This window comes from Thalassobacillus sp. B23F22_16 (assembly GCF_043496955.1).
GTDB classification, from domain to species: domain Bacteria; phylum Bacillota; class Bacilli; order Bacillales; family Halobacillaceae; genus Thalassobacillus; species Thalassobacillus devorans_A.
In genome coordinates, this window is sequence record NZ_JBIEKD010000010.1 from 59,301 (window position 1) to 80,533 (window position 21,233).

Sequence of the window (21,233 nt, forward strand, 5' to 3'; positions counted from 1 at the left end):
AAAGAAACCCTCTTGGTTTATTTCGGTTATTTCAGCTCAATTTTGACCTTATGGCTATCATCTTCAGTGGAGTTTTCGTTTTCAGCTATTCTTGATTTCCAATTTAACTCAATCCACTCTATATCAGCGGCTTTACCATTCTCAGGATAAAAAATAAGCTGCCCTTCTTTTTTCTCTTCTTCATGGAGATCCCCTCCTAAATCATCAGAAAAAATCTCATCTGCCTCTACTTTTTCACCTGTTGAAGTGACTAAAATAGATTCATCTATATTTGTAGAATAGACGTTAGAGTCAGAATTGTTTTCCACCTTTATAGTCATACCCAGAGCCGATGTGGACACTCGTTCTCCTTCATCATTAATCATAGGAGCGTCATCGCTTACACCGATATCCTGAATCGTATAGCTCACCTCTTCAAATTCTTCGGATGCTTTTACCTCTTCATAGTATGTCCATGTATCCCCTGCTGTCTCTTCTTTTCTATCTTCACGAGAATTATGGCTGTTTTCCTCCGGCGTATCTTCATTCATTTCCGTCGTTTTATCGTTATTATCATCTGTTTTATCTACTTCTTCGTCTATGTTGCAGGCAGATAATATCAGCATAATAGCTACAATATAAAATGATTGAAAAAAGAGATTCATTCTTTAACTCCTTTAGTCTTGTTTTAATAAAGTAACACCTAAACCTGTTATAATAAAGCAGGCATTTACAAAGTAACTATGGATATAAAATTATTAAAACTGCTCTATTCCATAACAAAAGCCCCCTTACAATGAAGTTTATCACTCACTGTTTAGAGGGCCTTCAGGAAGAGCTGTTTTAAATTGCCATGACCTTATATCAATTAAAAAGGATCTTCATCCGATTGCTCAAATTCAGCAGTTTTCATCAGGTGTCCCGGCATTTGTGGCGGTTTTGAATGACGAGCCACAGCCGCATGAAACAATAGCGTTCGGATTATCTATTGTAAAACCTCCACCCATCATATTCTGCTTAAAGTCGATGGTGGTTCCTTCGATAATCGGCACATCTTGACGATGGATGACGACAGGGATGCCATTAGCATCTTCTAACACATCCAGCTCTTCGTTTATATCCTCTTCAAATCCCATCGCGTAGGATAAACCACTGCAGCCTCCACCTTTAACACCAAAGCGCAGACGAATGTTTGCAGATTCTTCTTCCTTCATCATCTCTTTGATTTGCGAGCTGGCAGCATCCGTAATATTGAGAACCATCCGTGTCTCCCCTTTCGTTTCTTTATATTCAGTATACTAAACAATCGCATTTACTTTCAAATATGTGGAATCAATAGTAATAGGTACCCTCTGCAATGATTAATGCCGGGCCAGTCATCCATACCCTGTCCTCTTCATCCCAGCGGATGATTAAATCTCCACCACTCAGATGGACGAGAATCTCGGAGTTTTTACGTGCATAACCGTTCAGGACGGCTGCGACCCCGGCTGCACAGGCGCCTGTACCACAGGCCTGAGTAACACCAGACCCTCTTTCCCATACCCGGAAATGCATTTCTTGTTCTGAAATGACTTCAACAAATTCTACATTAACTCCTTCGTGGAAACGTTGATCTTCCGTAATTATAGGACCTAACTCATAAAGTGGTGCAGCCTGAATATCTTCAACAAAGAAAACAGCATGCGGGTTTCCCATCGATACTGCTGTCAATTCGAGAGGGTGGTGACTGACTTCAAATTGTTCCGCTACCACTTGCTCCGCTTTTGGACCTGCCATTGGAATGAGGGCACGCTCTAGCATCGGTTTCCCCATATCGATTGTAATATCCGTTACTTCCTTATCTTCCACCGAAACAGAAGCCTCTACAACCCCTGATTTTGCTTCAATTTTAAAAGAAGTCTGATCGACCAGTCCATATTCATAAGCATATTTCGCCACACACCGAAGCCCGTTTCCACAATTTCTCCCCTCGGATCCATCTTTATTGAAGATACGCATACCGACTTCTGCCAGGTCGCTCGGGTGAATCAGGATGAGACCATCAGAGCCGATACCTGTATGGATGTCTGAGACCTTTCTGGCCAGCGCCGGAAGAATATCCTCTTCTAAATTAACCTTAAATGTATCAATGAATATGTAGTTATTGCCCAACCCATGCATTTTAATAAATGGTATTTTCATCTCTGCCACATCCTTGATTCATTATGATGAGAAAGGCTCTGCTTGTCGCCTTCCTTTTTATAGCGAAAGCTTGTGTTTGAACAGTCAAACTTTCCATGAAGTATAAAAATAAGCCGTACAACTGGTGCACGGCTTTCCGCTGCTTTTCACCATGAGAACAGGCACTTAAAAAAGGGGATTCTCTTCTAGGTGCTGATAAATGTTTTCCACAAGCTCTTCAGCACTATCTGCCGTAACCCGTTCACCATTGACTAAAGCAAACAAACTCTGGGCGCATAGCCCACAATGGCTTAAACAGCCATACTCTATAACATCAAGATCCGGATCCTTTTCCAGCTCTTCCATAGCCTTTTGGGAACCACTTGCTAAGTTGTTAATACAAAATTCAATAATCGGATTCATCTGCGTCACCTCTTCAACCTAGATGAATCCCCCACTAATCATCAATATTATCATATCCAGTTTTATTCGGACAACACTGATGTTTTAAGAAACAGGCTGAAATCCTTTTTCATCGAGTACCTGATAAATAGATTTCAACCTGGGGTTCCCTTCCCCGACAATTTCCCCATCCAAAACCACCAATGGATAAAATAATTCATCATCCAGCAGCTGCTGAATATAATGCTGGTGTTCTTCATTGTTAGGATTCGAATAAATATCAATATATTTATAATGAATGCCATTTTCGCCATACTTTCTTGAGATAGCCGCTTGCAGCCATTCATACGTTTCTTTTGAACCAGGTGAGTTAACACAACTGGCACACACCTGATCCGCTCCATACACAACCAGCTGTACAGAATCCTTCTTCATGTAACCGCCTCCACAATTGTTCTGAACCTATATTTCCATTTTACAAAATAACCAAAAAAAGATAAAATGAAAATAGTTCTCAATACAATCAAAGGCGGAGGCGACCGCTCAGCGACGATTGGACTGGACTGAACCGCAGGAGATAAAGAAGACACAAAGAGCGTAGCGATTTGATGTCGCCTTATCGTACGGAGGTGAAGGAAGTACACGAGACGCTGGGAGCCGGAGCTAGATGCCATTGTATCAATGGCGGGGGCGACCGCTTAACAGCATTTGTAAGAAAAACCTCCGGAGAACATCCTTATAGAGATATTAAAACCAATAGATAGATTTTTATTTCTATCCGTTTTATAATGTGAATATGAGAAAGGGGAAGATTGCTTATGCAAACGCAGGTCCAAGAAGTACTGAATAAGCTACGTCCATTTTTACTTCGTGACGGTGGGGATGTGGAATTAGTGGATGTGGAAGAAGGAATTGTCCGTCTACGTCTGATGGGTGCATGCGGAAGCTGCCCAAGTTCTACCATCACATTGAAAGCTGGTATTGAACGCGCACTTGTCGAAGAAGTACCTGGTATCCGTGAGGTAGAACAGGTATTCTAAACACATAATTTAAATATTCAGGGGCTGTCCCACCGGGATAGCCCCTTTCTTTTATGCTCACCTGCTACACTTCCAAATAACCTCTATTATTACGAATCAGTTCACGGGCGTTTTTGGCTTTTCGCCCTTGAGAACCTTCCAGGCATTCTCCAGGCACAGCTCCATCATAGCTGTTCGAGTTTCCGTACTTGCCGATCCAATATGAGGAAGACATACCACTTGATCCAGCTCTAAAAGCGGATGATTCGCATCGATTGGCTCTTTTTCAAATACATCCAACCCTGCAGACTTTACTTCTCCACTAACCAGAGCTTCGTATAAGGCACTTTCATCCACTAGCGCTCCCCGGGAAGCATTAACAAAAATAGCACTGCTTTTCATTTTTTTAAAGGCTTCCTGATTAAACATGCCTCTTGTTTCCTCCGTCAATGGGGCTAAGCAAACCACATAATCGGCTTTCTCTAATAAATCATCAAAGCTATGATAAGAAGCTCCAAGTTCCCTTTCCGCCTCTTCTTTGCGGGAGCGGTTGTGATAAAGAATTTCCATACCGAAACCCTTAGCCCTGCGTGCTACTGCCTGGCCTATTCTCCCCATACCTACAATGCCGATCGATTTATGATGAACATCGGTCCCAGCCATAAATAACGGCGACCAGTTCTCCCATTTACCTTCTTTAATATGCTCGTTCGCTTCAATAATCCTGCGTGCGGCCGCCATCAACAAGGTAAACGTCAAGTCGGCTGTTGTTTCTGTTAAAACATCAGGAGTATTGGTTATCTGAATTCCGTGTTTATCAGCAGCCTGAATGTCTACATTGTCATATCCTACTGCCATATTAGCAATGATTTTCAGATGTTTCCCCTGATCCATCAACTCATCGTCAACTCGATCGGTAAGCATGGTAATCAGACCATCACACTGCCCAGCCTCCTGTAAAAGTCTTGTCCGGTCTACAGGCTCCTCTTCACTGTCCCACATGGTTATCTCCATGTTTTCTCTGAATTTATTCACTACCTCTTCTGGCAGCTTGCGAGCTATAAACACCTTAGGTTTTCCCATTACTAATCCCCTTCCCAATTAAGAAAATCTTATCACTGATTTTAGCATAAGCTTATCAGTAAAAGAAAAGACTTCCCATCATCCATGGTGGATGTGGGAAAGTCTTTACCAATCAAGTACAGGAATTTTCAATGGTACTGGATTAATCCCTAACGAATGGAAGAAATGGCGAAGTTGTTTTTCATATCGCTTCTGCCGCTTGAAAAGGATCCTTGTTTCTTTTAATAACGCTTCATCAAAAGGATTTTGGTATACTTCATCAAACTTATCGAGGAGATGAACCGGGAATAGCAGCCGGGCATATACTAATCGCAAACCAAATATGGATAACGGAGACCTCGTGTGGTAATTGTAAAAAAATGAAGTTAATTGTTCAGGAGAACGATCCCTCAGCATATAATTTCTCAATGCTTCCGCTAAATCCCGGGCCGGATGGTCATATCTTATTTGATCAAACCATAGCAGCCGTTTCTTATCAGATAAATATCTGTCAAAAGTAAATGTTGCCTGGTCCTTTCTTTGGTGGCGGGTTTCCTGTTCACTTTCTTGCACATACTGGATAGCATTTTCTCCTAAGCCAATAATATAAGGGGCAGTATCGACCCACAACCGGTGCATTTCACCTACCGGCCTCTGTTCATGCCAATGACGGATTCCAGCTTCAAACTGGTCGATTCGGTTCCCCCATAATGTTTTCCATTGTCCATAGGTTGATATGCCAGGAAGATGATAAGGATAAGAAGAGCCGAGTTCATGAAAATCCGCTAACCTCTGGGCAGAAAAAGGCAGCTGCCAGGAGGTATCAGGTTTAGCTTTAGCAATCACATAGTGACGTTGATTTTTGTTAATTTGATAACGGCTTTCCTCGATAGGAATTGGACTTACGATATTTTTAAACCCACCCTGCTGCAAAAACTCGCAGGCATGCTGCAATTCTTGGTAGATTCCTTCTCGGCCATGTGCTGGTATGACAAAATACACCTCCCCATCGTGAAAATAACCGGGGGTCTGATCAAACTCAACAGTGGCGGCGTTTGAGATGTCGATATAATCTGCTATAATTTCTTCCACAGCATATACACTCCTATCCATCATGCTATAATAGACCAATACACCTAGCACCATGTTTTAACTTTCACCGGTCAGGGAAGCTTATTTTATAAAAGGGAGGTCAATAGAGTATATATGAATGAGGTTAGAAAAATGAGTCAATTAGAAAAAAAAGCACGTGAATGGTTAGTCGAACGTGGCGTAACCATTAATGATATTTCAGAGCTTGTCTTTTATCTACAATCCAAATACCATGAGGATCTTACCCTTGATGAATGTCGATATAATGTGGAAAAGGTGCTGACGAAGCGAGAGGTGCAAAACGCCATACTCACAGGGATTCAATTAGATGTATTAGCTGAAAAAAAACAACTGGAAGAACCGTTGCAAGGGACAATCGATAAAGATGAAGGCTTGTATGGTGTCGATGAGATCATAGCGCTATCCATCGTCAATGTATACGGATCTATTGGTTTTACCAATTATGGTTTTATCGATAAACAAAAACCAGGGATTCTCAAAAAGCTGAATGATAAATCTACTGGAGAATGCCATACTTTCCTGGATGATATTGTAGGGGCCATTGCTGCTGCAGCTTCAAGCCGTCTGGCGCATAGTGCAGTCGGTGAAGAAGAAGCAGAAGATGATGAATAATAGTCTTTCAAGAGGGCTTGTCGCCTTACGATAGATGTTTGGTATTTTTATGGTATAACTGTTTAATAAAGGCAAAATGCCGTCTTTCCTTCTGGAATAGACGGCATTTTCATTTATAAATGAGAGAACCAATCCTCAAGAGAATCAATAGTATACGTCGGCTGTTCTTCATATGCTTCCAAATCTTCTTTTGATGTGACGCCAGTGAAAACCATCAACGTATCCAGGCTTGCATTCATCCCGGCTTTAATATCCGTGTGATAATTATCCCCGACCATTAAAACTTCTTTTTTGTCATACCCTAATGTTTGCATCGCCTGCTCCATAATGATGGGCTCGGGTTTCCCAATAAATATAGGCTCGACTCCAGTGCTAACCGTTATAACAGACGTCAATGATCCGTTTCCTGGCAGCATGCCTCGCTCTGTCGGAATCGCTACATCGCCATTTGTGGAAAGGAAGACAGCACCATTTCTCACATTCATACAAGCGCTAGCCAATTTTTCATAAGTGATTCCTCTATCAATACCTATTACGACAAAATCAGCACCCTCATCCACTAGTTCCAGCCCTGATTCCTTTAATGCTGTCAATAATCCCTCTTCGCCAATTGCATATACTTTAGCACCTGGGTGCTGATCTTTGATATATTGAGCAGTGGCCATGCTCGTAGTGTATACTTGTTCTTTGGCAACTGGTATATCCATGTGGTTCAGTTTATCTGCCACCTGCTCTGGTCTTCTTGATGAATTATTGGTTACAAAAAGATGTGGCAGCTTTTTTTCATTTAGTTTTTTAATAAAATCTGATGCAGCTTCAATTCGTTCTGTCCCCCGATACATGGTTCCATCCAAATCAATCAGATATGCTTGATATTTTTTCATACGTACACCTGCTTTCTATTGTTAACAGAAAAACTTCCCGCACCATACATGCGAGAAGCTGTCATTCACTCTTATGGATGATTTGAAAAGCACAGCAGGCTTCCCCGCTTAACATGCTCTTCTCAGCCACTACTTTACTGTCTTCCAAAAGATTTGAAAAAACTTTCACTTCCTGACCACACATACCTTTATAGTTACGAGCGATATTCCAAATCGGACAATTATATTGCTTTAACGTATAAGTATGATCGTTCTTTTTTTCCAACTCGACCATATAACCGTTCTGTTCTTGTATATGAGCCAGCTTTTCCACCCGTTGATGAAAATCTTCCTCGGGCATTTGGGTTTGGAGTTCTTTTTCCATCCGTCCTGCCCGTTGTTTTAACAAATCGTACACCATAGATTTTCCATAGAGTGCTTCCATATCATTCAACAATTCCAATGAAAAGGATTCATAATGGCTTGTAAATGTATGCTGGCCTCTTTCGGTCAATTCATAATAATTCAACGGCCGGCCGACAGATTGGCGAACTTGTCTTGCCTGGACCAGTTTCTGCCTCTCAAGGTCATGAATATGCTTCCTTACAGCAATTTCAGAAATTCCAACTTCTTCGGCAAGCTCTGATATGGTAAGACTGTTATTCTTTTTTAATAAAAGTAACAGCGACTCTTTCGTAGAGGATTGCTTCATCACCCATCACCTCTTCTTTCTTTCATTTTAAAGAGGAGAAAGAAGAAAGTAAATTTATAATTCCTATGTTATTAATATTGTCACAGTTTAGGAGTTTGAAAATGCAGAAACAGGTCCTAGCTCTTCATCCAAATATCTTCTGACGGATGACGGGAAGGTTTCAAGCACTTCCTGTGTGTTTTTCCAGCTCTTTTCGATGACTGGATGTTCGATTTCCAAATAATCCTGAATCAGCATCTTGCGCAACCGGATGAAATTTTTGAATGGCTCCTGGTGAGATTCTGGTATGACTTTTTCATCTGTAAGTATATCGATAATATCCTCATAGCTCCCTGGATCCCTCATAATAAACCCATCAATCATCATATTTCCGACATCAATTACCGCTTCAATCGTCATATGCGTAATCCGCTCAAGGCTTAACTTCTCTAATAAAGACTCAAAGTCATGATTTTGGTATTCCTGCATCAGACCTTCCATGTAAAGCAAGGTACTTTCAATTTTTTTTCGATCGACAAAATACATAACTCCACCTCCATACAATTGCATCATAACCTAATTCTTTCATCATGATATCACATTTACATACATAACAGGAAAAGGATGCATATTTACGGATTTGTGTAAACTCTGCTATCATATATAAGAACTTCATTGTATCGGAGGAGAAATGATTGGATAGAGAACTCGCATTAGAACTTGTACGTGTAACAGAAGCAGCTGCTATTGCCTCAGCTCAATGGATGGGCCGTGGCGATAAAATAAATGCAGATGATGCAGCTACATCAGCCATGAGAGCAATGTTCGATTCGGTTGCTATGGAAGGTGTCGTGGTTATCGGTGAAGGTGAATTAGATGAAGCACCAATGCTTTATATCGGAGAGGAACTCGGCAACAAGACCGGGCCTGCTGTTGATATTGCTGTCGATCCATTAGAAGGAACGAACATCGTTGCAAAAGGTCATAATAATGCTATGGCTGTCATTGCAGCAGCAGAACGAGGCGCCTTGCTTCATGCTCCTGACATGTATATGGAAAAAATCGCAGTCGGTAAAAACGCCAAAGGGCTAATCCACCTGGATGATCCGATCGAACGAACGATCGACATTGTCGCTCGTGCCAACAATAAACGTGTAAGAGACCTGACTGTGATCATTCAGGAACGTGACCGCCACGAGGACCTTATCCAACGAGTCATCAAAAAAGGTGCCAGAGTAAAACTGTTTGGTGACGGAGATGTAGGAGCTTCCATCGCCACTTGTTTAAGTCACACTGGTGTCGATCTGTTTGTCGGTACTGGAGGCGCTCCTGAAGGAGTCATTTCAGCTGCAGCGATTAAGAGTCTTGAAGGGGATATGCAAGCCCGTCTGCTTCCACAAAATGAAGCAGAAGCTGAACGCTGTAAGTCCATGGGGTTGGATGACCCAAATCAATTGTTGACGATGGACGACTTAGTAAAAAGTGATGATGCTATTTTTGCTGCAACAGGAGTAACAGAGGGAGAACTGTTGAATGGAGTTAAATTTCTCGGGGGCGATTTAACCGAAACAGATTCGATTGTCATGCGGGCGAAAACGAAAACCGTACGATTTGTAAAAGCTCATCACCATCTTGCCCATAAACCTCATCTCGTAATGAATGAAGAATAAGGAGGTACTTAATATGGAAGAGGAACGTTTCTTTCTATATGATGAAAAAGAAAAAAGCGACACCCGGTTTGTAAGCTTCATGGGAGAAACCCACCGACATGATCTGGCACTCGTGAAGACCAGTCGTTATTATGGCAAGACTTTAGTGCTGGACATCCAAGGCAATCGTTTTGCCATTATCGGCCACGATGATATCGAAGAACCTGGGTACCTGGAACATGCTTTTAATTTAAACGAGATAGATGCTGAGGAACTTAGGGAGTTCTTACGAGAAGCTATTTAAATCATAAAAAAGCAATCCTTCCCGATGATTTGGGAGGGATTGCTTTTTTTAATCAATTTTCTTCAATAAAAAATAGGCACAGCCAAAATTACAATACTCATATAAATAATCTTCTAAGGTACTGATTTTGGTATCAAAGGCAGCCTTAGGATTCTGGTCATCGTAAAATCCCCGCAAACGTAGCTGCCCATATCCCCAGTCACCCACAATATAATCATACTTGCTCAGAATATCACTGAACCGTTGCTCCAACGCTTCCGCTTGATACCCATTTCTATAATCTTTTACAATCTCATACTTCTTTCCAAACAATTCAATCATTACCATCACCTCTTACAATAACTAAATTTTATCACACTTGACGGTAAGTAGTCACAGAATATTTATTTCGTATGTAATTCGCTGTTTCGACAAAAATAAAGGAAGAGGGAGAATGGATAACAAGGAGGGATTTTAATGAGATATACGTTTGCAGCTTCCATCATGATCAGCGGAATATTGTTAGCTGGATGTACTGCTAATGAAGAGGAAAATACAATGGACCGTTACGGAGACCAGAACCAGGACCGTGGGTCTTTAAACGGAAATGCTATGGATAATTATCAGGATCCAATTGATCAGGATAGCGATGGGGATTTTAATGATCAATTAGGCTATGTACGTTACGACAAGAGCCAGGTAGATCCTGAGGGTAATTATAATACCGAAGTAAATAGGGAAGAAACCGCCGATATGATTACTAAAATGGTTCTCACCATGGATGCCATAAATGATGCAGGTACATTAGTTACCGATGATGAGGTTCTTGTAGCCTATAAGAAAGCCGACGATGCAGACAGGAACCAGGCGGCTGATATGGTGAAGAAAACAGTACTGTCACTGGTGCCGCGTTATTATGAAGTGTATGTTTCAGACCAGGAAAGTTCGTTTAAGGATATTCAAAGCTTAAGCAATACCAATATTTCGGATGAAAATTACGATAATGTACTTGAGAATGTGATTACCCGGATGCGGGAGGCCCCTCAAGGAGAAGACACGTACAATGATGAAACAAGATCAACCAAAGACCCACGTGACTCTACTGCTGAAGATATGAATCGATGACTATCTGACAGGAAAGTAACCTTACACTTTCCTGTCTTTTTTAAACTTTCACTAAATTTTCCATTAATAGTTGCGGCCTGCCTTTCATAAGCTAAGGTCATCAATTGGTTGGAGTGACGTATTATGAAACGAATTTGGATACTTCTCTTCCTCACACTTATACTAACAGGGGCAATTTTCCCTACTGTTACGTATGGAGCAGAGAAAAGTGAAGAAGAAATAAAAAAAGAAGAAAACCAGACCCGTATGGACTTATATAAAAAGACAGAAGCTACTACATTAATCCCGTGGTATTATTTAGCAGCGGTCGATCAGTTTGAACGCCAGATACATGAAGACTTTCCTGAGGAAAGAGTTACTGCTATTCAACCTGACCGGCTATTTTGGAACGGATTGGACAACCCGGATTCATCCGATCAGCAGTCCCCTTCTATAACAAAAATGTTTAATGGATGGGGAGATGATGGTAATGGAGATGAAGTAGCGGATAAGAACAATGATGAAGATGTACTTTACAGTATCGCTTCCTATCTCTCTTCATTTGGGCATAATCCAGACGATATCAAAATTGCATTATGGAAATATTATAAACGGGATCTTACCGTACAGACAATTATAAACAATGCGCGTGTATTTAAGCATTTTGGCACCATCCATCTGACAGACCGAGACTTCCCCCTCCCTCTTAGCGCAAATTATAGTTATAGAAGTACATGGGGGGATGCGAGAGGTTTTGGAGGAAGAAGAATTCATGAAGGAACAGATATATTCGCCAATTATGGTGTTCAGGTACGTTCCACCACTTACGGCGTGATTGAAATGAAAGGCTGGAACAGATATGGAGGATGGAGAATCGGGATCCGTGATATCTTCAACATATATCACTATTACGCTCATTTAAACGGGTTTGAAGATGGAGTAAAAGTTGGAGATGTGGTAAAACCCGGTGATGTCATAGGTTCGGTCGGTGCTACCGGTTATGGGCCACCAGGAACCTCCGGGAAATTCCCACCTCACTTACACTATGGCATGTACAAAGATAATGGATACAGTGAATGGTCTTTTGATCCGTACCCTTATTTAAGAAGATGGGAGCGAATGGCAAGAGATTAAAGATAAATTAAAAGCGTCGTACTGCTGAGAGTACGACGCTTACTCAATTATTGTTGTTTAGACTTCCGGACAGCATTCGTAATACTCGCTGTCAGACCTCCCCATATCACGACCATTCCAATAACCATCATGAAAATTGCACTTCCTGTCATATTAAATGACCTCCTCTTTGGAGTGTTTTTCTTCTGACAAAGCACTCGAATGCCAACGTTTAAAGGAGAGCAAGATGCCAATTACCAGGGCACCTGCCGCTACTGACCATCCACCAAATGTAATGAAGGCATCTGTATATCCTTCATAGTTTCCTGTTTCAGTATCAAACTCTTTTAAAATATTTTGCTTAAACAAATCAAACATCATATAACCGAGCACGATCGGTGTAATAATTCCTAAGCTAACTTTCCACCAGCTGCCTAGGCGGATATCTGATATAGCGTTCGCATGATCCTGAAAATCGGTAAGCTTGCGAAGGAACCATGCAATAATAACTACTTCAACCAACCCTACAAACGCTACACCAAATTGGTTGATGAAATAGTCTGCGGCATCGAGGAAGAATAATCCACCCTGGGTAGCAAACAGGATAGAAATAAGAGCCGCTAAGCCACCACCAATTCCTACAGCGGCAGTACGGGAAATTCCAAGTTTTTCTTTTAGCCCGGCAATATAAGTCTCTGAAATTGAAATTAATGAGGAGAGACCAGCCAAAACTAATGACAAGAAGAATAAGAAACCAAATAATCCATTGAGAGCAGGCAACTCGTTAATAATTTGTGGAAAGACTACAAATGCAAGACCTACGCCGCCACTTACTACTTCAGAGACACCAACTCCACTTTGCTGTGCCATGAAACCAAGTGCACCGAAGACACCAATACCTGCAAGCAATTCAAAACTTGAGTTACCAAATCCGGTAATGAAGGCATTATTCGTAATATCCGATTTCTTAGGCAGATAGCTCGAATACGTAATCATGATGGCAAAGGCAATCGATAAACTGAAGAAAATCTGCCCATACGCGGCTACCCATACACTACCATTTGTTATTGTTTCAAAGTTAGGCGCAAAGAATGTCTGCAGGCCTTCTGCTGCACCAGGAAGCGTGATTGCTCGTAGTACAATGATAAGGAATAAGACAATAAGGGTAGGAATGAAAATTTTGTTAGCCATTTCAATACCTTTCTTAACCCCTTTGAACAATACTCCAAGAGCAATCAGCCATACGATAAGAAGCGGGAAAAAGACTCCAGGTACAAGGCTTCCTGTTTGACCAGGATCTACGGATAAGTTCAAATAATCACTAAACAAGAAAGCCTCTGTATCTTGTCCCCAGCTTAAATTAAATGCGAAGAAACTGTAAGAAATAGCCCAGGCGATAATTACTGCGTAGTAGGTTGATATCACAAAGGATACCAGCACAGCCCACCAGCCAAGCCACTCTGTTTTCTTGTTCATTCGGAAAAATGAAAGCGGAGCTGAACCACGATATTTATGACCAATGGTAAATTCCATAATCAACAAAGGAATACCAGCGGTCAGTAAAGCAAATAAATAAGGAATAAAGAATGCTCCTCCACCATTCTCATAAGCTACTGCAGGGAATCGCCAAATATTACCCAATCCAATTGCAGAACCCATAGCTGCCAGAATAAAACCAGCCCGAGTTCCCCACTGTGAACGTTTTTCCATTTTTGCAAGACCTCCCTTTTGTTTTGATTCTCCCTCACTCTTCTATTATGCTTGTATCTAAGAGAGAATGTTATAAAAATTTACTTTTTTCAGATAATTCGCATTATCTGCTTGTATTATACCGTGACCAAAGAAGGGTGTCAAAGAAATATTATATTATTCAGATTTTCCTATCACAGGAAAATAAATGCAAAAGAAGCGCGTCATGACTTTGACGCGCTTCTTTCCTGTTATTGTTTATTTACTTTAAATGATGGTGAAATCAAATGAATCAAAAGACCTATGACAGCTACAATTACTAATGTCAAAATCAATGGAAGCAGAACTTGACCGCTGAATCCTAACACTAGATAACCAATACCTGCTGCGGAAGCAGCAATCAATGCATAAGGAAGCTGGGTGAGTACATGATCGATATGGTTAGAACCAGCACCGGTCGAGGATAATATGGTCGTGTCAGATATCGGAGAACAATGATCTCCAAATACAGCCCCTGCCAGCACTGCTGATAATGCTGGTAGTATCAGGCTTACATCTGATATTGCAGCAATTTCACCGGCTATTGGCAGCATGATTCCGAATGTTCCCCAGGAAGTACCAGTTCCAAGGGCCATGAAGCCCGATACCAAGAAAATCAAAAATGGCAGATATGCAGGACTTATGGAAGCTTTTTCCACAAGGCCAGCTAAATATTCACCTGTAGCCAATTGATCGATAACGGAACCGATGATCCAGGCAAAAACTAAAATATAAATAGCTGGAAGCATAGCTTTTGTCCCTTCCCAAAGCACATTACCCATGTGCGATTTCGGAGCCGGCTGAAGCCCATAGAAAATTGCCGCAGTAATGACTGACAGTAATCCTCCTGTGAATAATGAGATATTCACATTCGTATTTTCAAAAATGGCCAACAAGGTGGCCGTTCCCTCTGTATTTTGAATACCTGTAACTACCATGGCCCCTATGGTTCCGATAATCAACACAGCAATCGGAATTAATAAATGATATATTCTCCCGTTATTATGCGGCTTGAATTCATCATTCAGATCTCCCGGGATATCCCCGCGTGATGGGTCAGTTACTTCTCCTGTTTCCAATGCTCTTTTTTCATGTTTTCTCATCGGGCCAATATCAAGCTTCATATATGCTGCCATGAACACTAATAATAAAGCAGCAAATACGTAAAGGTTGGCAGGTATCATTTTAACGAAAGCTTCCAGAGGCTGAAAGTCAGATATTTCATTCGCCACGAGAATACTGCCGATTGTACCAATGATGTAAGCGCCCCAACTGGAAATGGGGGAGATAACTGTAACCGGAGCAGATGTAGAATCGATGAAATATGCAAGTTTGGCCCGTGATATTTTATACCGGTCCGTTAATGGACGAGCTACCTGTCCCACTGCCAAAGCATTGAAGTAGTCATCAATGAAAATGATGATTCCCAAATATGCCGGTACCGCCTGTGCACCCGTGCGAGTTTTAATACGATTGATGGCCCATTCACCAAATGCCTTGCTGCCCCCAGAGGCTGTCATGAAAGCAGTCGCCATCCCTAGCAGGATTAAGAATAAGAACAGATAAATATTGCCCATATTCCATCCTTCCAATGATAAAAGATTTGTTGTGTCGGCAATGAATATTTCATAGAACATCGTCCAAATTGCTGCCATCGTATCAATAACATTAAAATTATAAAGAAGCAAAGCACCTATAACGATTCCGATGCCCAGAGACAAGATAACCTTGCGTGTAACAATAACCAATATAAGCATTAAAATTGCAGGTATCAAAGAGTAGATTGTACCTTCCATGCTAGTTCCCCTCCATATCTGTGATTCTTAAGGTAGTCACATTCATTTGAATGTGGGGATGCCATGGGTATGTGGATATACTACTGGGGTAAATGAGGAATAAAAAAAGAACAATGAAAGAAAAATAATCCTTCATTGCTCTTTGACAGCAAGTTTGATTATCCTTCATTTCGATCAGTAGCGCACCATGCATCCATTTCCTTAGTATGCATGACAGTGCCTTTCCTATTAGGAAAAGCACCAGCATTTCCGTATTTGACCATACTTCATGCTTCGGCAGACAGCCCTTTCACCAACCATCATCGTTGTCATTCTCCAGTTGATTACTCATGCAGCCTGCGCCTCTACCTCACCGATCTGATAAGGTCACGCAATATTAAAATTTCCTAACGTATTGTATCAATTGTTCATGAGTTATGCAAGATATTTTTAATGATTACTGGGATGGATCAACTTGAAAGCCGTCCATAGGGACAGAGAATGACGGTGATTTTTCTCCACCGGAACCATTATAAAAATCAGGAACTGGTCCCATGATCGTACTGTGGGCAACCGGTATATCCGCTGTAACGGTAGAGGTCTTTGTAGAAAAAGGAATCACAATCCTTACTTCTGCCTTGATATGAATTACCAGTTCAAACAGCGCTGAATTAATCCCGTATTCAGTAATATTATTCTCTACATTGGACTCTACATAACCGATTACCTGGAATCTTACTGGAACTTTTGGACCTAGATTGGCAAGCAATGTATTTTTAGTTGCCTGGCCGATAGGGATTCGCACCAGGATAGGTGATTCTTCAATTTCATCTACATCATTCTCTTCATCTAATGGAACATCCAAAGGAGCTCCAGGATCAGGCAAATTGCCCTTTTCTATTTGTCTTAAGTAATTCTGTACACGGAAAGTAGTATTCCTTAATACACGATTGACCACGACTGAATTCCAACCCATATACACGATGTTGCCGTTATTATCCTTTTGAATATCCATTAAATCTTCATAGGTAAGATCATCAGCGATTCGTTTTCCAACAGCATCCACAATCGCATCTCTTCCAAACTGCTTTGTTCTGGTTTCAGCGATTTCAATCAGTGTAGGGGTAATGCCTTTGTTGATGATCCATAGACCAAGAATAGTGAAGAATATAAAGAATATGAAAGTAACTAAGAATATTTTTCCCATCGATGGAGGTGCATGATTTTTAGAATACTTGCTCACCTGATTCCCCCCTTGGGACATCATATGTATCTTTTTCATTAATTAGTATAAGCTTCTTGAAGCATCTGAAATATAACCTACAGGAAATGCAGTAATATCAGGATAGTAACTGGTCAGTTGATTTTGAACGAACGAAAGTTTGGCATAAATTCAAATAGCTATTCTCTTTTTACACATAAAATAAAGCCGTCAAAGATGACGGCTTCTTTGTATATTATCTTATTCTCTTGAAACAAGCTTTAGAAGGGCTTCTTTACCTGTCATTCCAGGAGACCACCCTTTTTCTTTACTTGCGTCAGTCACTTTCTCAAGAGGTGCGTCAAGCAGCTGTTCAATGGTACGGACACCGACAGCCCGACCGGCAATCACCTTACGATCTGCTAACTTTTCACTTAATAAATCTACATCGAGAGCAGCACACATGATATAGCCCTCATCATTAGATACAATCAGCAAGTTGGTTTTAGGAAGTGCCACACTAATAGCAGTAAAGGGGTATTCTTCTATGAAAATCGGTTTCACATCAATGATGGTCCCCACATCCTTTTTGTTTTACCCTATGAGGAAGGAGGTAAACGTGTGAAAAGAATATAAAAAAACTCTAACGTTTGTTCTAACGTTAGAGTTTATATTAATTTTCGCGTTTCAATGTCGCTACAAGCAAATCCCTCAACAGTTCAGGCATATAATATTTTTTCTTCTTTGCATACGCTACTTCAGGAAGCAGCCGCCCAAAGGTGAATGTATCTGCGGTAGCTACCTGATAAACAGCGTCATGCTCTAACGGTTCTCCTTTGAAAAGAACTTTTTCTACCCGTTCATTTCCATGGTCATCTTTTTTTGTATGGATTTTAATTCCGGAGAATACCATACGCCCAATGACCTCACCGCGAAAGCCAAACCCTTTCAACTTGATTTCAGTAAACTCTTTAGTATGTGCTGCCCGGATTACTTCAAGTAGCTCATCTCCAGTCAGTTCTACTTTACAAGGGTTCATCGGATGGGGGCAGATACGATGGACATCTTCATAACAAACTTCTCCGGCAGCCAAATGATCGAGTAATACGCCGGCATTAAGCATCGCGATATCCGCTTCCGTCCATTCTTGAAGCGTTTCTACAAGCTCTTTCATCAATTTTGTTTCATGAAACCAGCCTATTTCTTCAGTTGCAGGTAATTCCGTCACATGCTCTTTCAAATTAGCTATCGCTTCTTCCCTGATCGTTTGTAAAGTTTCGGCAGTGACCTGGTCTTTTGCCATATCCTCTGTAGGGATGGCATAGGCTTCTTTTCGTGTTAACTCCCCTGTCTCATGATCCCACTCCACCATAAGTTCTCCCAGGTGTGTACCATGTTTGCCTGCAGCAGTAAGTAACGTATTCCCAATAAACTCACCACTCCTGAACAAGTGGTGGGTATGACCTCCAATGATGATATCTATTTCTTTAAACCGGCGCGCGATTTCTTCATCATCATTGATGCCAAGATGGGACAGCAGCACGATGATATCTGTTTGCTCGGATAATGCCGACAGTTCTCGTTCTAAGGTTTCATACGGAGGTTCGACACTCCAGCCAAGCATGCTATAAAACAATTGGAAGGGAGCAGTCAAACCAATGACCCCGATTTTCACTCCTTGCTTGCTCTCGACCACTTTATGAGCTTTAAGCCATGTAGGCTGTGGTTCCTTCTCTCTTTTCAAATTGGCACATAACACTTCGAAGTCAGCGTCATTATACAATTCATACAATCCTTCACGCGATAAGGTAATGCCTTCATTATTTCCAAGGTTGGCAAAATGGTATCCTGCCTGATTCAATAGCTCCACATTGCCTTTTCCCATCAGTCCTTCAGCAATCGGATGGAACCTGTCTACATGATCCCCATTATCCAACAGCCAATAACTCTGCCCCTGTCTTTCCCGTTTAACTTTTTGTTGATTAAAATATCCAATGATTTGTGGCCAATTTTCAAAATGGCTGTGAAGATCATTTGTATAATATAAGAATATTTTTTCCTTCATCATCAAATCTCCTTATCCTATACCCTTCAAGATCAATCGAATCGCTACAATTATCAGCATCACTCTAAGAAACCATTCGACGTATTGTCCTTTCAACACTTTATTCACTTTTGCCCCTAACATGCCACCTAAATATGCTCCTGGAATAAACGCCAGTGTGTATAACCATTCTACATTACCTAATAGGATGTGGGTAACAGAATTGGATATGCTCATAAAGAAAATCATAAACATCGATGTAGCTGTTGCAACATGGGCTGGAAAACCAAATAATAAAATCATGGCCGGGACCATCAAGGAACCACCGCCGATTCCGAATAATCCGGACATCATCCCCACTGAAAATGCCAGCAAACCACCAGCAATCGAAGAATAAGCATACCGGTGTATCTCTCCATCGAGTTCCATTTCCCGTTGGATCCCACCCCGTTTTTTTTCTAACGGGGCCTTCTTACTTTTTCTTGGCAGGAAAAACACACCGAATACAAATAACATTAAAATCCCAAATAATAGCGAAAATTTTCCAGCAGAAAAAAACTGATTCAAAAAGGACCCCAGGATTCCTCCAGGAACACTTCCTATAAGAAAAATCCATCCGCTTTTAAAATCTACCCGGTTACTTTTCATATAGGATAAAGCGGAGGACATACCTGTGAAAATCATCGTAATTATAGATATTCCTACTATTTTTTGAGGCGTCGCCCAACTGAACGCCTCGAAAGTCTGGCTCAAGAACAACATGACAGGGACGAGAATAATTCCTCCGCCAAGACCGGCAATACTCCCAAAAAAAGCCGAAACCAATCCGATAAGTGCGGAGATGGTTAAAACGAATACCATTTATTTCACATCCATATTTACATTCTCATACTAACATATCATTGTTTATGTATAGCATGGAAGAGATTATAAACTCTTTTCCATACCCATACCCGCTAAAAAACAAGAAAAACCGTGCTGCTGATTCATATCAACAGCACGGTTCATTTCAAATTGAAAGTTATCGGGGATTAACCGATGGAACCTTCCATTTCGAATTTTATAAGACGGTTCATTTCAACCGCATACTCCATTGGAAGCTCTTTAGTAAATGGTTCGATGAAGCCCATGACGATCATTTCTGTCGCTTCTTCTTCAGAAATACCACGGCTCATCAGATAAAAGAGCTGTTCTTCAGACACTTTAGATACTTTCGCTTCGTGCTCTAACGAAATATTCTCGTTCATGATTTCGTTATAAGGGATGGTATCAGAAGTTGACTGATTATCCATGATAAGTGTGTCACATTCAACGTTCGAACGTGCACCTTCTGCTTTACGTCCGAATTGCACGATCCCACGATACGTTACTTTACCACCATGTTTTGAAATGGACTTCGAAACGATGGAAGAAGACGTATTAGGTGCCAGGTGAATCATTTTCGCACCTGCATCCTGATGCTGGCCTTTACCAGCCAAAGCGATGGACAATGTCATTCCACGGGCACCTTCGCCCTTCAGAATAACTGCAGGGTATTTCATTGTCAGCTTGGAACCAAGGTTGCCGTCAACCCATTCCATTGTTGCATTGGCATCAGCGGTAGCACGCTTCGTAACCAGATTGTAGACGTTGTTCGCCCAGTTCTGGATGGTAGTGTAACGGCAGTAAGCATTCTTCTTAACAAAGATTTCAACGACTGCACTGTGCAGAGAGTTTGTTGTATAGACAGGCGCTGTACAACCTTCTACATAGTGGACAGAGGCATCTTCATCAACGATGATCAACGTACGCTCAAATTGTCCCATGTTTTCTGAATTGATTCGGAAATATGCTTGTAGTGGCGTATCCACTTTCACGCCTTTTGGTACATAGATGAAAGATCCACCGGACCATACTGCAGAGTTCAATGCAGAAAATTTGTTGTCAGATGGAGGAATTACTTTTCCGAAGTATTCTCTGAAAAGTTCTTCATCCTCTTTCAAAGCAGAATCTGTATCTTTAAAGATGATTCCCTGTTTCTCAAGATCTTCTTGCATGTTGTGGTAAACTACTTCAGATTCATACTGAGCGGATACACCAGCAAGGTACTTCTGTTCTGCTTCTGGGATACCCAGTTTATCGAACGTATTTTTAATCTCTTCCGGAACCTCATCCCAGGAACGCTCAGAGCGCTCAGATGGCTTTACATAATAAGTGATTTCATCGAAATCAAGCTCGGCAAGGTCGCCGCCCCACTGTGGCATTGGCATTTTATAAAAATGCTCCAATGACTTCAAGCGGAAGTCAAGCATCCATTCCGGCTCTTCTTTATAACGGGAAATTTCCTCAACTACTTCTTTTGTCAGTCCTCTTTGAGTACGGAAAATCGAAACATCCTTCTCATGGAACCCATATTTATAATCTTCGATTTCTGGCGCCTTTTTGGCCATAAT

The 21,233-nt window shown here is 41.2% G+C and carries 25 protein-coding genes and 1 riboswitch; of the genes, 6 read left to right on the plus strand and 19 right to left on the minus strand.

Going from position 1 to position 21,233, the window contains the following annotated elements:
* Positions 1-26 precede the first annotated feature (26 nt).
* The 5 genes from ACGTNI_RS09740 to ACGTNI_RS09760 form a co-directional block, all read right to left on the minus strand.
* The gene (locus tag ACGTNI_RS09740) at positions 27-644 is read right to left on the minus strand and encodes a hypothetical protein (RefSeq protein WP_394461942.1); all 618 of its coding nucleotides are present in this window, start codon (positions 642-644) and stop codon (positions 27-29) included.
* Positions 645-878: 234 nt separating this feature from the next.
* Positions 879-1,241 carry a HesB/IscA family protein gene (locus tag ACGTNI_RS09745; RefSeq protein WP_062440854.1) on the minus strand — a complete coding sequence of 121 codons (363 nt, stop codon included), beginning with the start codon at positions 1,239-1,241 and terminating at the stop codon, positions 879-881.
* A gap of 70 nt (positions 1,242-1,311) precedes the next feature.
* Positions 1,312-2,163 carry a diaminopimelate epimerase gene (dapF, locus tag ACGTNI_RS09750; RefSeq protein ID WP_394461944.1) on the minus strand — a complete coding sequence of 284 codons (852 nt, stop codon included), beginning with the start codon at positions 2,161-2,163 and terminating at the stop codon, positions 1,312-1,314.
* A gap of 165 nt (positions 2,164-2,328) precedes the next feature.
* On the minus strand, positions 2,329-2,565 hold the full coding sequence (locus ACGTNI_RS09755; protein ID WP_085505725.1) for a YuzB family protein: 237 nt from the start codon (positions 2,563-2,565) through the stop codon (positions 2,329-2,331).
* A gap of 84 nt (positions 2,566-2,649) precedes the next feature.
* Positions 2,650-2,979, minus strand: coding sequence for a YuzD family protein (locus ACGTNI_RS09760; RefSeq protein ID WP_394461946.1), 330 nt, complete (start codon positions 2,977-2,979; stop codon positions 2,650-2,652).
* 383 nt (positions 2,980-3,362) lie between these two features.
* Here ACGTNI_RS09760 and ACGTNI_RS09765 point away from each other — a divergent pair, with 383 nt between their 5' ends.
* Positions 3,363-3,584, plus strand: a complete 222-nt coding sequence (locus ACGTNI_RS09765) for a NifU family protein (RefSeq protein WP_062440865.1) — start codon at positions 3,363-3,365, stop codon at positions 3,582-3,584.
* A gap of 96 nt (positions 3,585-3,680) precedes the next feature.
* Here ACGTNI_RS09765 and ACGTNI_RS09770 read toward each other — a convergent pair whose 3' ends face one another.
* Together ACGTNI_RS09770 and ACGTNI_RS09775 are read right to left on the minus strand one after the other, a co-directional pair.
* Positions 3,681-4,646 (minus strand): 2-hydroxyacid dehydrogenase, encoded by a 966-nt coding sequence (locus ACGTNI_RS09770; RefSeq protein WP_394461948.1) that lies wholly within the window; start codon positions 4,644-4,646, stop codon positions 3,681-3,683.
* A 105-nt stretch (positions 4,647-4,751) separates the two neighbouring features.
* Positions 4,752-5,717: a YutH/CotS family kinase-like spore coat protein gene (locus ACGTNI_RS09775; RefSeq protein WP_394461950.1), complete on the minus strand. Its 966-nt coding sequence runs from the start codon at positions 5,715-5,717 to the stop codon at positions 4,752-4,754.
* 132 nt (positions 5,718-5,849) lie between these two features.
* Here ACGTNI_RS09775 and ACGTNI_RS09780 point away from each other — a divergent pair, with 132 nt between their 5' ends.
* Positions 5,850-6,350 carry a phosphatidylglycerophosphatase A family protein gene (locus tag ACGTNI_RS09780; RefSeq protein WP_394461952.1) on the plus strand — a complete coding sequence of 167 codons (501 nt, stop codon included), beginning with the start codon at positions 5,850-5,852 and terminating at the stop codon, positions 6,348-6,350.
* Between the two features lie 113 nt (positions 6,351-6,463).
* Here the strand turns inward: ACGTNI_RS09780 and nucF are convergent, their stop codons facing one another.
* The 3 genes from nucF to ACGTNI_RS09795 form a co-directional block, all read right to left on the minus strand.
* Positions 6,464-7,234, minus strand: a complete 771-nt coding sequence (gene nucF / locus ACGTNI_RS09785) for a 5' nucleotidase NucF (RefSeq protein ID WP_394461954.1) — start codon at positions 7,232-7,234, stop codon at positions 6,464-6,466.
* 61 nt (positions 7,235-7,295) lie between these two features.
* On the minus strand, positions 7,296-7,925 hold the full coding sequence (locus ACGTNI_RS09790; protein ID WP_394462072.1) for a helix-turn-helix transcriptional regulator: 630 nt from the start codon (positions 7,923-7,925) through the stop codon (positions 7,296-7,298).
* 87 nt (positions 7,926-8,012) lie between these two features.
* Positions 8,013-8,450 (minus strand): DUF86 domain-containing protein, encoded by a 438-nt coding sequence (locus ACGTNI_RS09795; RefSeq protein ID WP_085505732.1) that lies wholly within the window; start codon positions 8,448-8,450, stop codon positions 8,013-8,015.
* Positions 8,451-8,599: 149 nt separating this feature from the next.
* Here ACGTNI_RS09795 and glpX point away from each other — a divergent pair, with 149 nt between their 5' ends.
* Positions 8,600-9,574, plus strand: a complete 975-nt coding sequence (gene glpX / locus ACGTNI_RS09800) for a class II fructose-bisphosphatase (RefSeq protein WP_085505733.1) — start codon at positions 8,600-8,602, stop codon at positions 9,572-9,574.
* Between the two features lie 13 nt (positions 9,575-9,587).
* The gene (locus tag ACGTNI_RS09805) at positions 9,588-9,857 is read left to right on the plus strand and encodes a DUF3055 domain-containing protein (RefSeq protein ID WP_394461957.1); all 270 of its coding nucleotides are present in this window, start codon (positions 9,588-9,590) and stop codon (positions 9,855-9,857) included.
* 48 nt (positions 9,858-9,905) lie between these two features.
* Here ACGTNI_RS09805 and ACGTNI_RS09810 read toward each other — a convergent pair whose 3' ends face one another.
* Complete coding sequence (locus ACGTNI_RS09810; protein WP_062440890.1) at positions 9,906-10,178, minus strand: YutD family protein; 273 nt, start codon at positions 10,176-10,178, stop codon at positions 9,906-9,908.
* 135 nt (positions 10,179-10,313) lie between these two features.
* Here ACGTNI_RS09810 and ACGTNI_RS09815 point away from each other — a divergent pair, with 135 nt between their 5' ends.
* Both ACGTNI_RS09815 and ACGTNI_RS09820 read left to right on the plus strand, forming a co-directional pair.
* Positions 10,314-10,961 (plus strand): YhcN/YlaJ family sporulation lipoprotein, encoded by a 648-nt coding sequence (locus ACGTNI_RS09815; protein WP_394461959.1) that lies wholly within the window; start codon positions 10,314-10,316, stop codon positions 10,959-10,961.
* A 123-nt stretch (positions 10,962-11,084) separates the two neighbouring features.
* The gene (locus tag ACGTNI_RS09820; protein ID WP_085505736.1) at positions 11,085-12,074 is read left to right on the plus strand and encodes a M23 family metallopeptidase; all 990 of its coding nucleotides are present in this window, start codon (positions 11,085-11,087) and stop codon (positions 12,072-12,074) included.
* A 47-nt stretch (positions 12,075-12,121) separates the two neighbouring features.
* Here the strand turns inward: ACGTNI_RS09820 and ACGTNI_RS09825 are convergent, their stop codons facing one another.
* The 8 genes from ACGTNI_RS09825 to sufB all read right to left on the minus strand — a co-directional run bounded on the left by ACGTNI_RS09825 (position 12,122) and on the right by sufB (position 21,230).
* A complete protein-coding gene (locus ACGTNI_RS09825; protein WP_085505737.1) occupies positions 12,122-12,226 on the minus strand; it encodes a methionine/alanine import family NSS transporter small subunit in 105 nt (34 codons plus the stop codon).
* A 1-nt stretch (position 12,227) separates the two neighbouring features.
* Positions 12,228-13,763, minus strand: a complete 1,536-nt coding sequence (locus ACGTNI_RS09830) for a sodium-dependent transporter (RefSeq protein WP_085505738.1) — start codon at positions 13,761-13,763, stop codon at positions 12,228-12,230.
* Positions 13,764-13,993: 230 nt separating this feature from the next.
* Positions 13,994-15,577, minus strand: a complete 1,584-nt coding sequence (locus ACGTNI_RS09835) for a Na+/H+ antiporter NhaC family protein (RefSeq protein ID WP_394461962.1) — start codon at positions 15,575-15,577, stop codon at positions 13,994-13,996.
* A gap of 170 nt (positions 15,578-15,747) precedes the next feature.
* A riboswitch (Lysine riboswitch) is annotated at positions 15,748-15,932 on the minus strand.
* Positions 15,933-16,013: 81 nt separating this feature from the next.
* Positions 16,014-16,799: a sporulation protein YunB gene (gene yunB / locus ACGTNI_RS09840; protein WP_254901714.1), complete on the minus strand. Its 786-nt coding sequence runs from the start codon at positions 16,797-16,799 to the stop codon at positions 16,014-16,016.
* A 219-nt stretch (positions 16,800-17,018) separates the two neighbouring features.
* The gene (locus tag ACGTNI_RS09845) at positions 17,019-17,330 is read right to left on the minus strand and encodes a YunC family protein (protein ID WP_085506696.1); all 312 of its coding nucleotides are present in this window, start codon (positions 17,328-17,330) and stop codon (positions 17,019-17,021) included.
* 100 nt (positions 17,331-17,430) lie between these two features.
* Positions 17,431-18,822 carry a bifunctional metallophosphatase/5'-nucleotidase gene (locus ACGTNI_RS09850; RefSeq protein ID WP_176223916.1) on the minus strand — a complete coding sequence of 464 codons (1,392 nt, stop codon included), beginning with the start codon at positions 18,820-18,822 and terminating at the stop codon, positions 17,431-17,433.
* Positions 18,823-18,834: 12 nt separating this feature from the next.
* Positions 18,835-19,662, minus strand: a complete 828-nt coding sequence (locus ACGTNI_RS09855) for a sulfite exporter TauE/SafE family protein (RefSeq protein WP_085505741.1) — start codon at positions 19,660-19,662, stop codon at positions 18,835-18,837.
* Positions 19,663-19,832: 170 nt separating this feature from the next.
* Complete coding sequence (gene sufB / locus ACGTNI_RS09860) at positions 19,833-21,230, minus strand: Fe-S cluster assembly protein SufB (RefSeq protein WP_028783597.1); 1,398 nt, start codon at positions 21,228-21,230, stop codon at positions 19,833-19,835.
* Positions 21,231-21,233 lie beyond the last annotated feature (3 nt).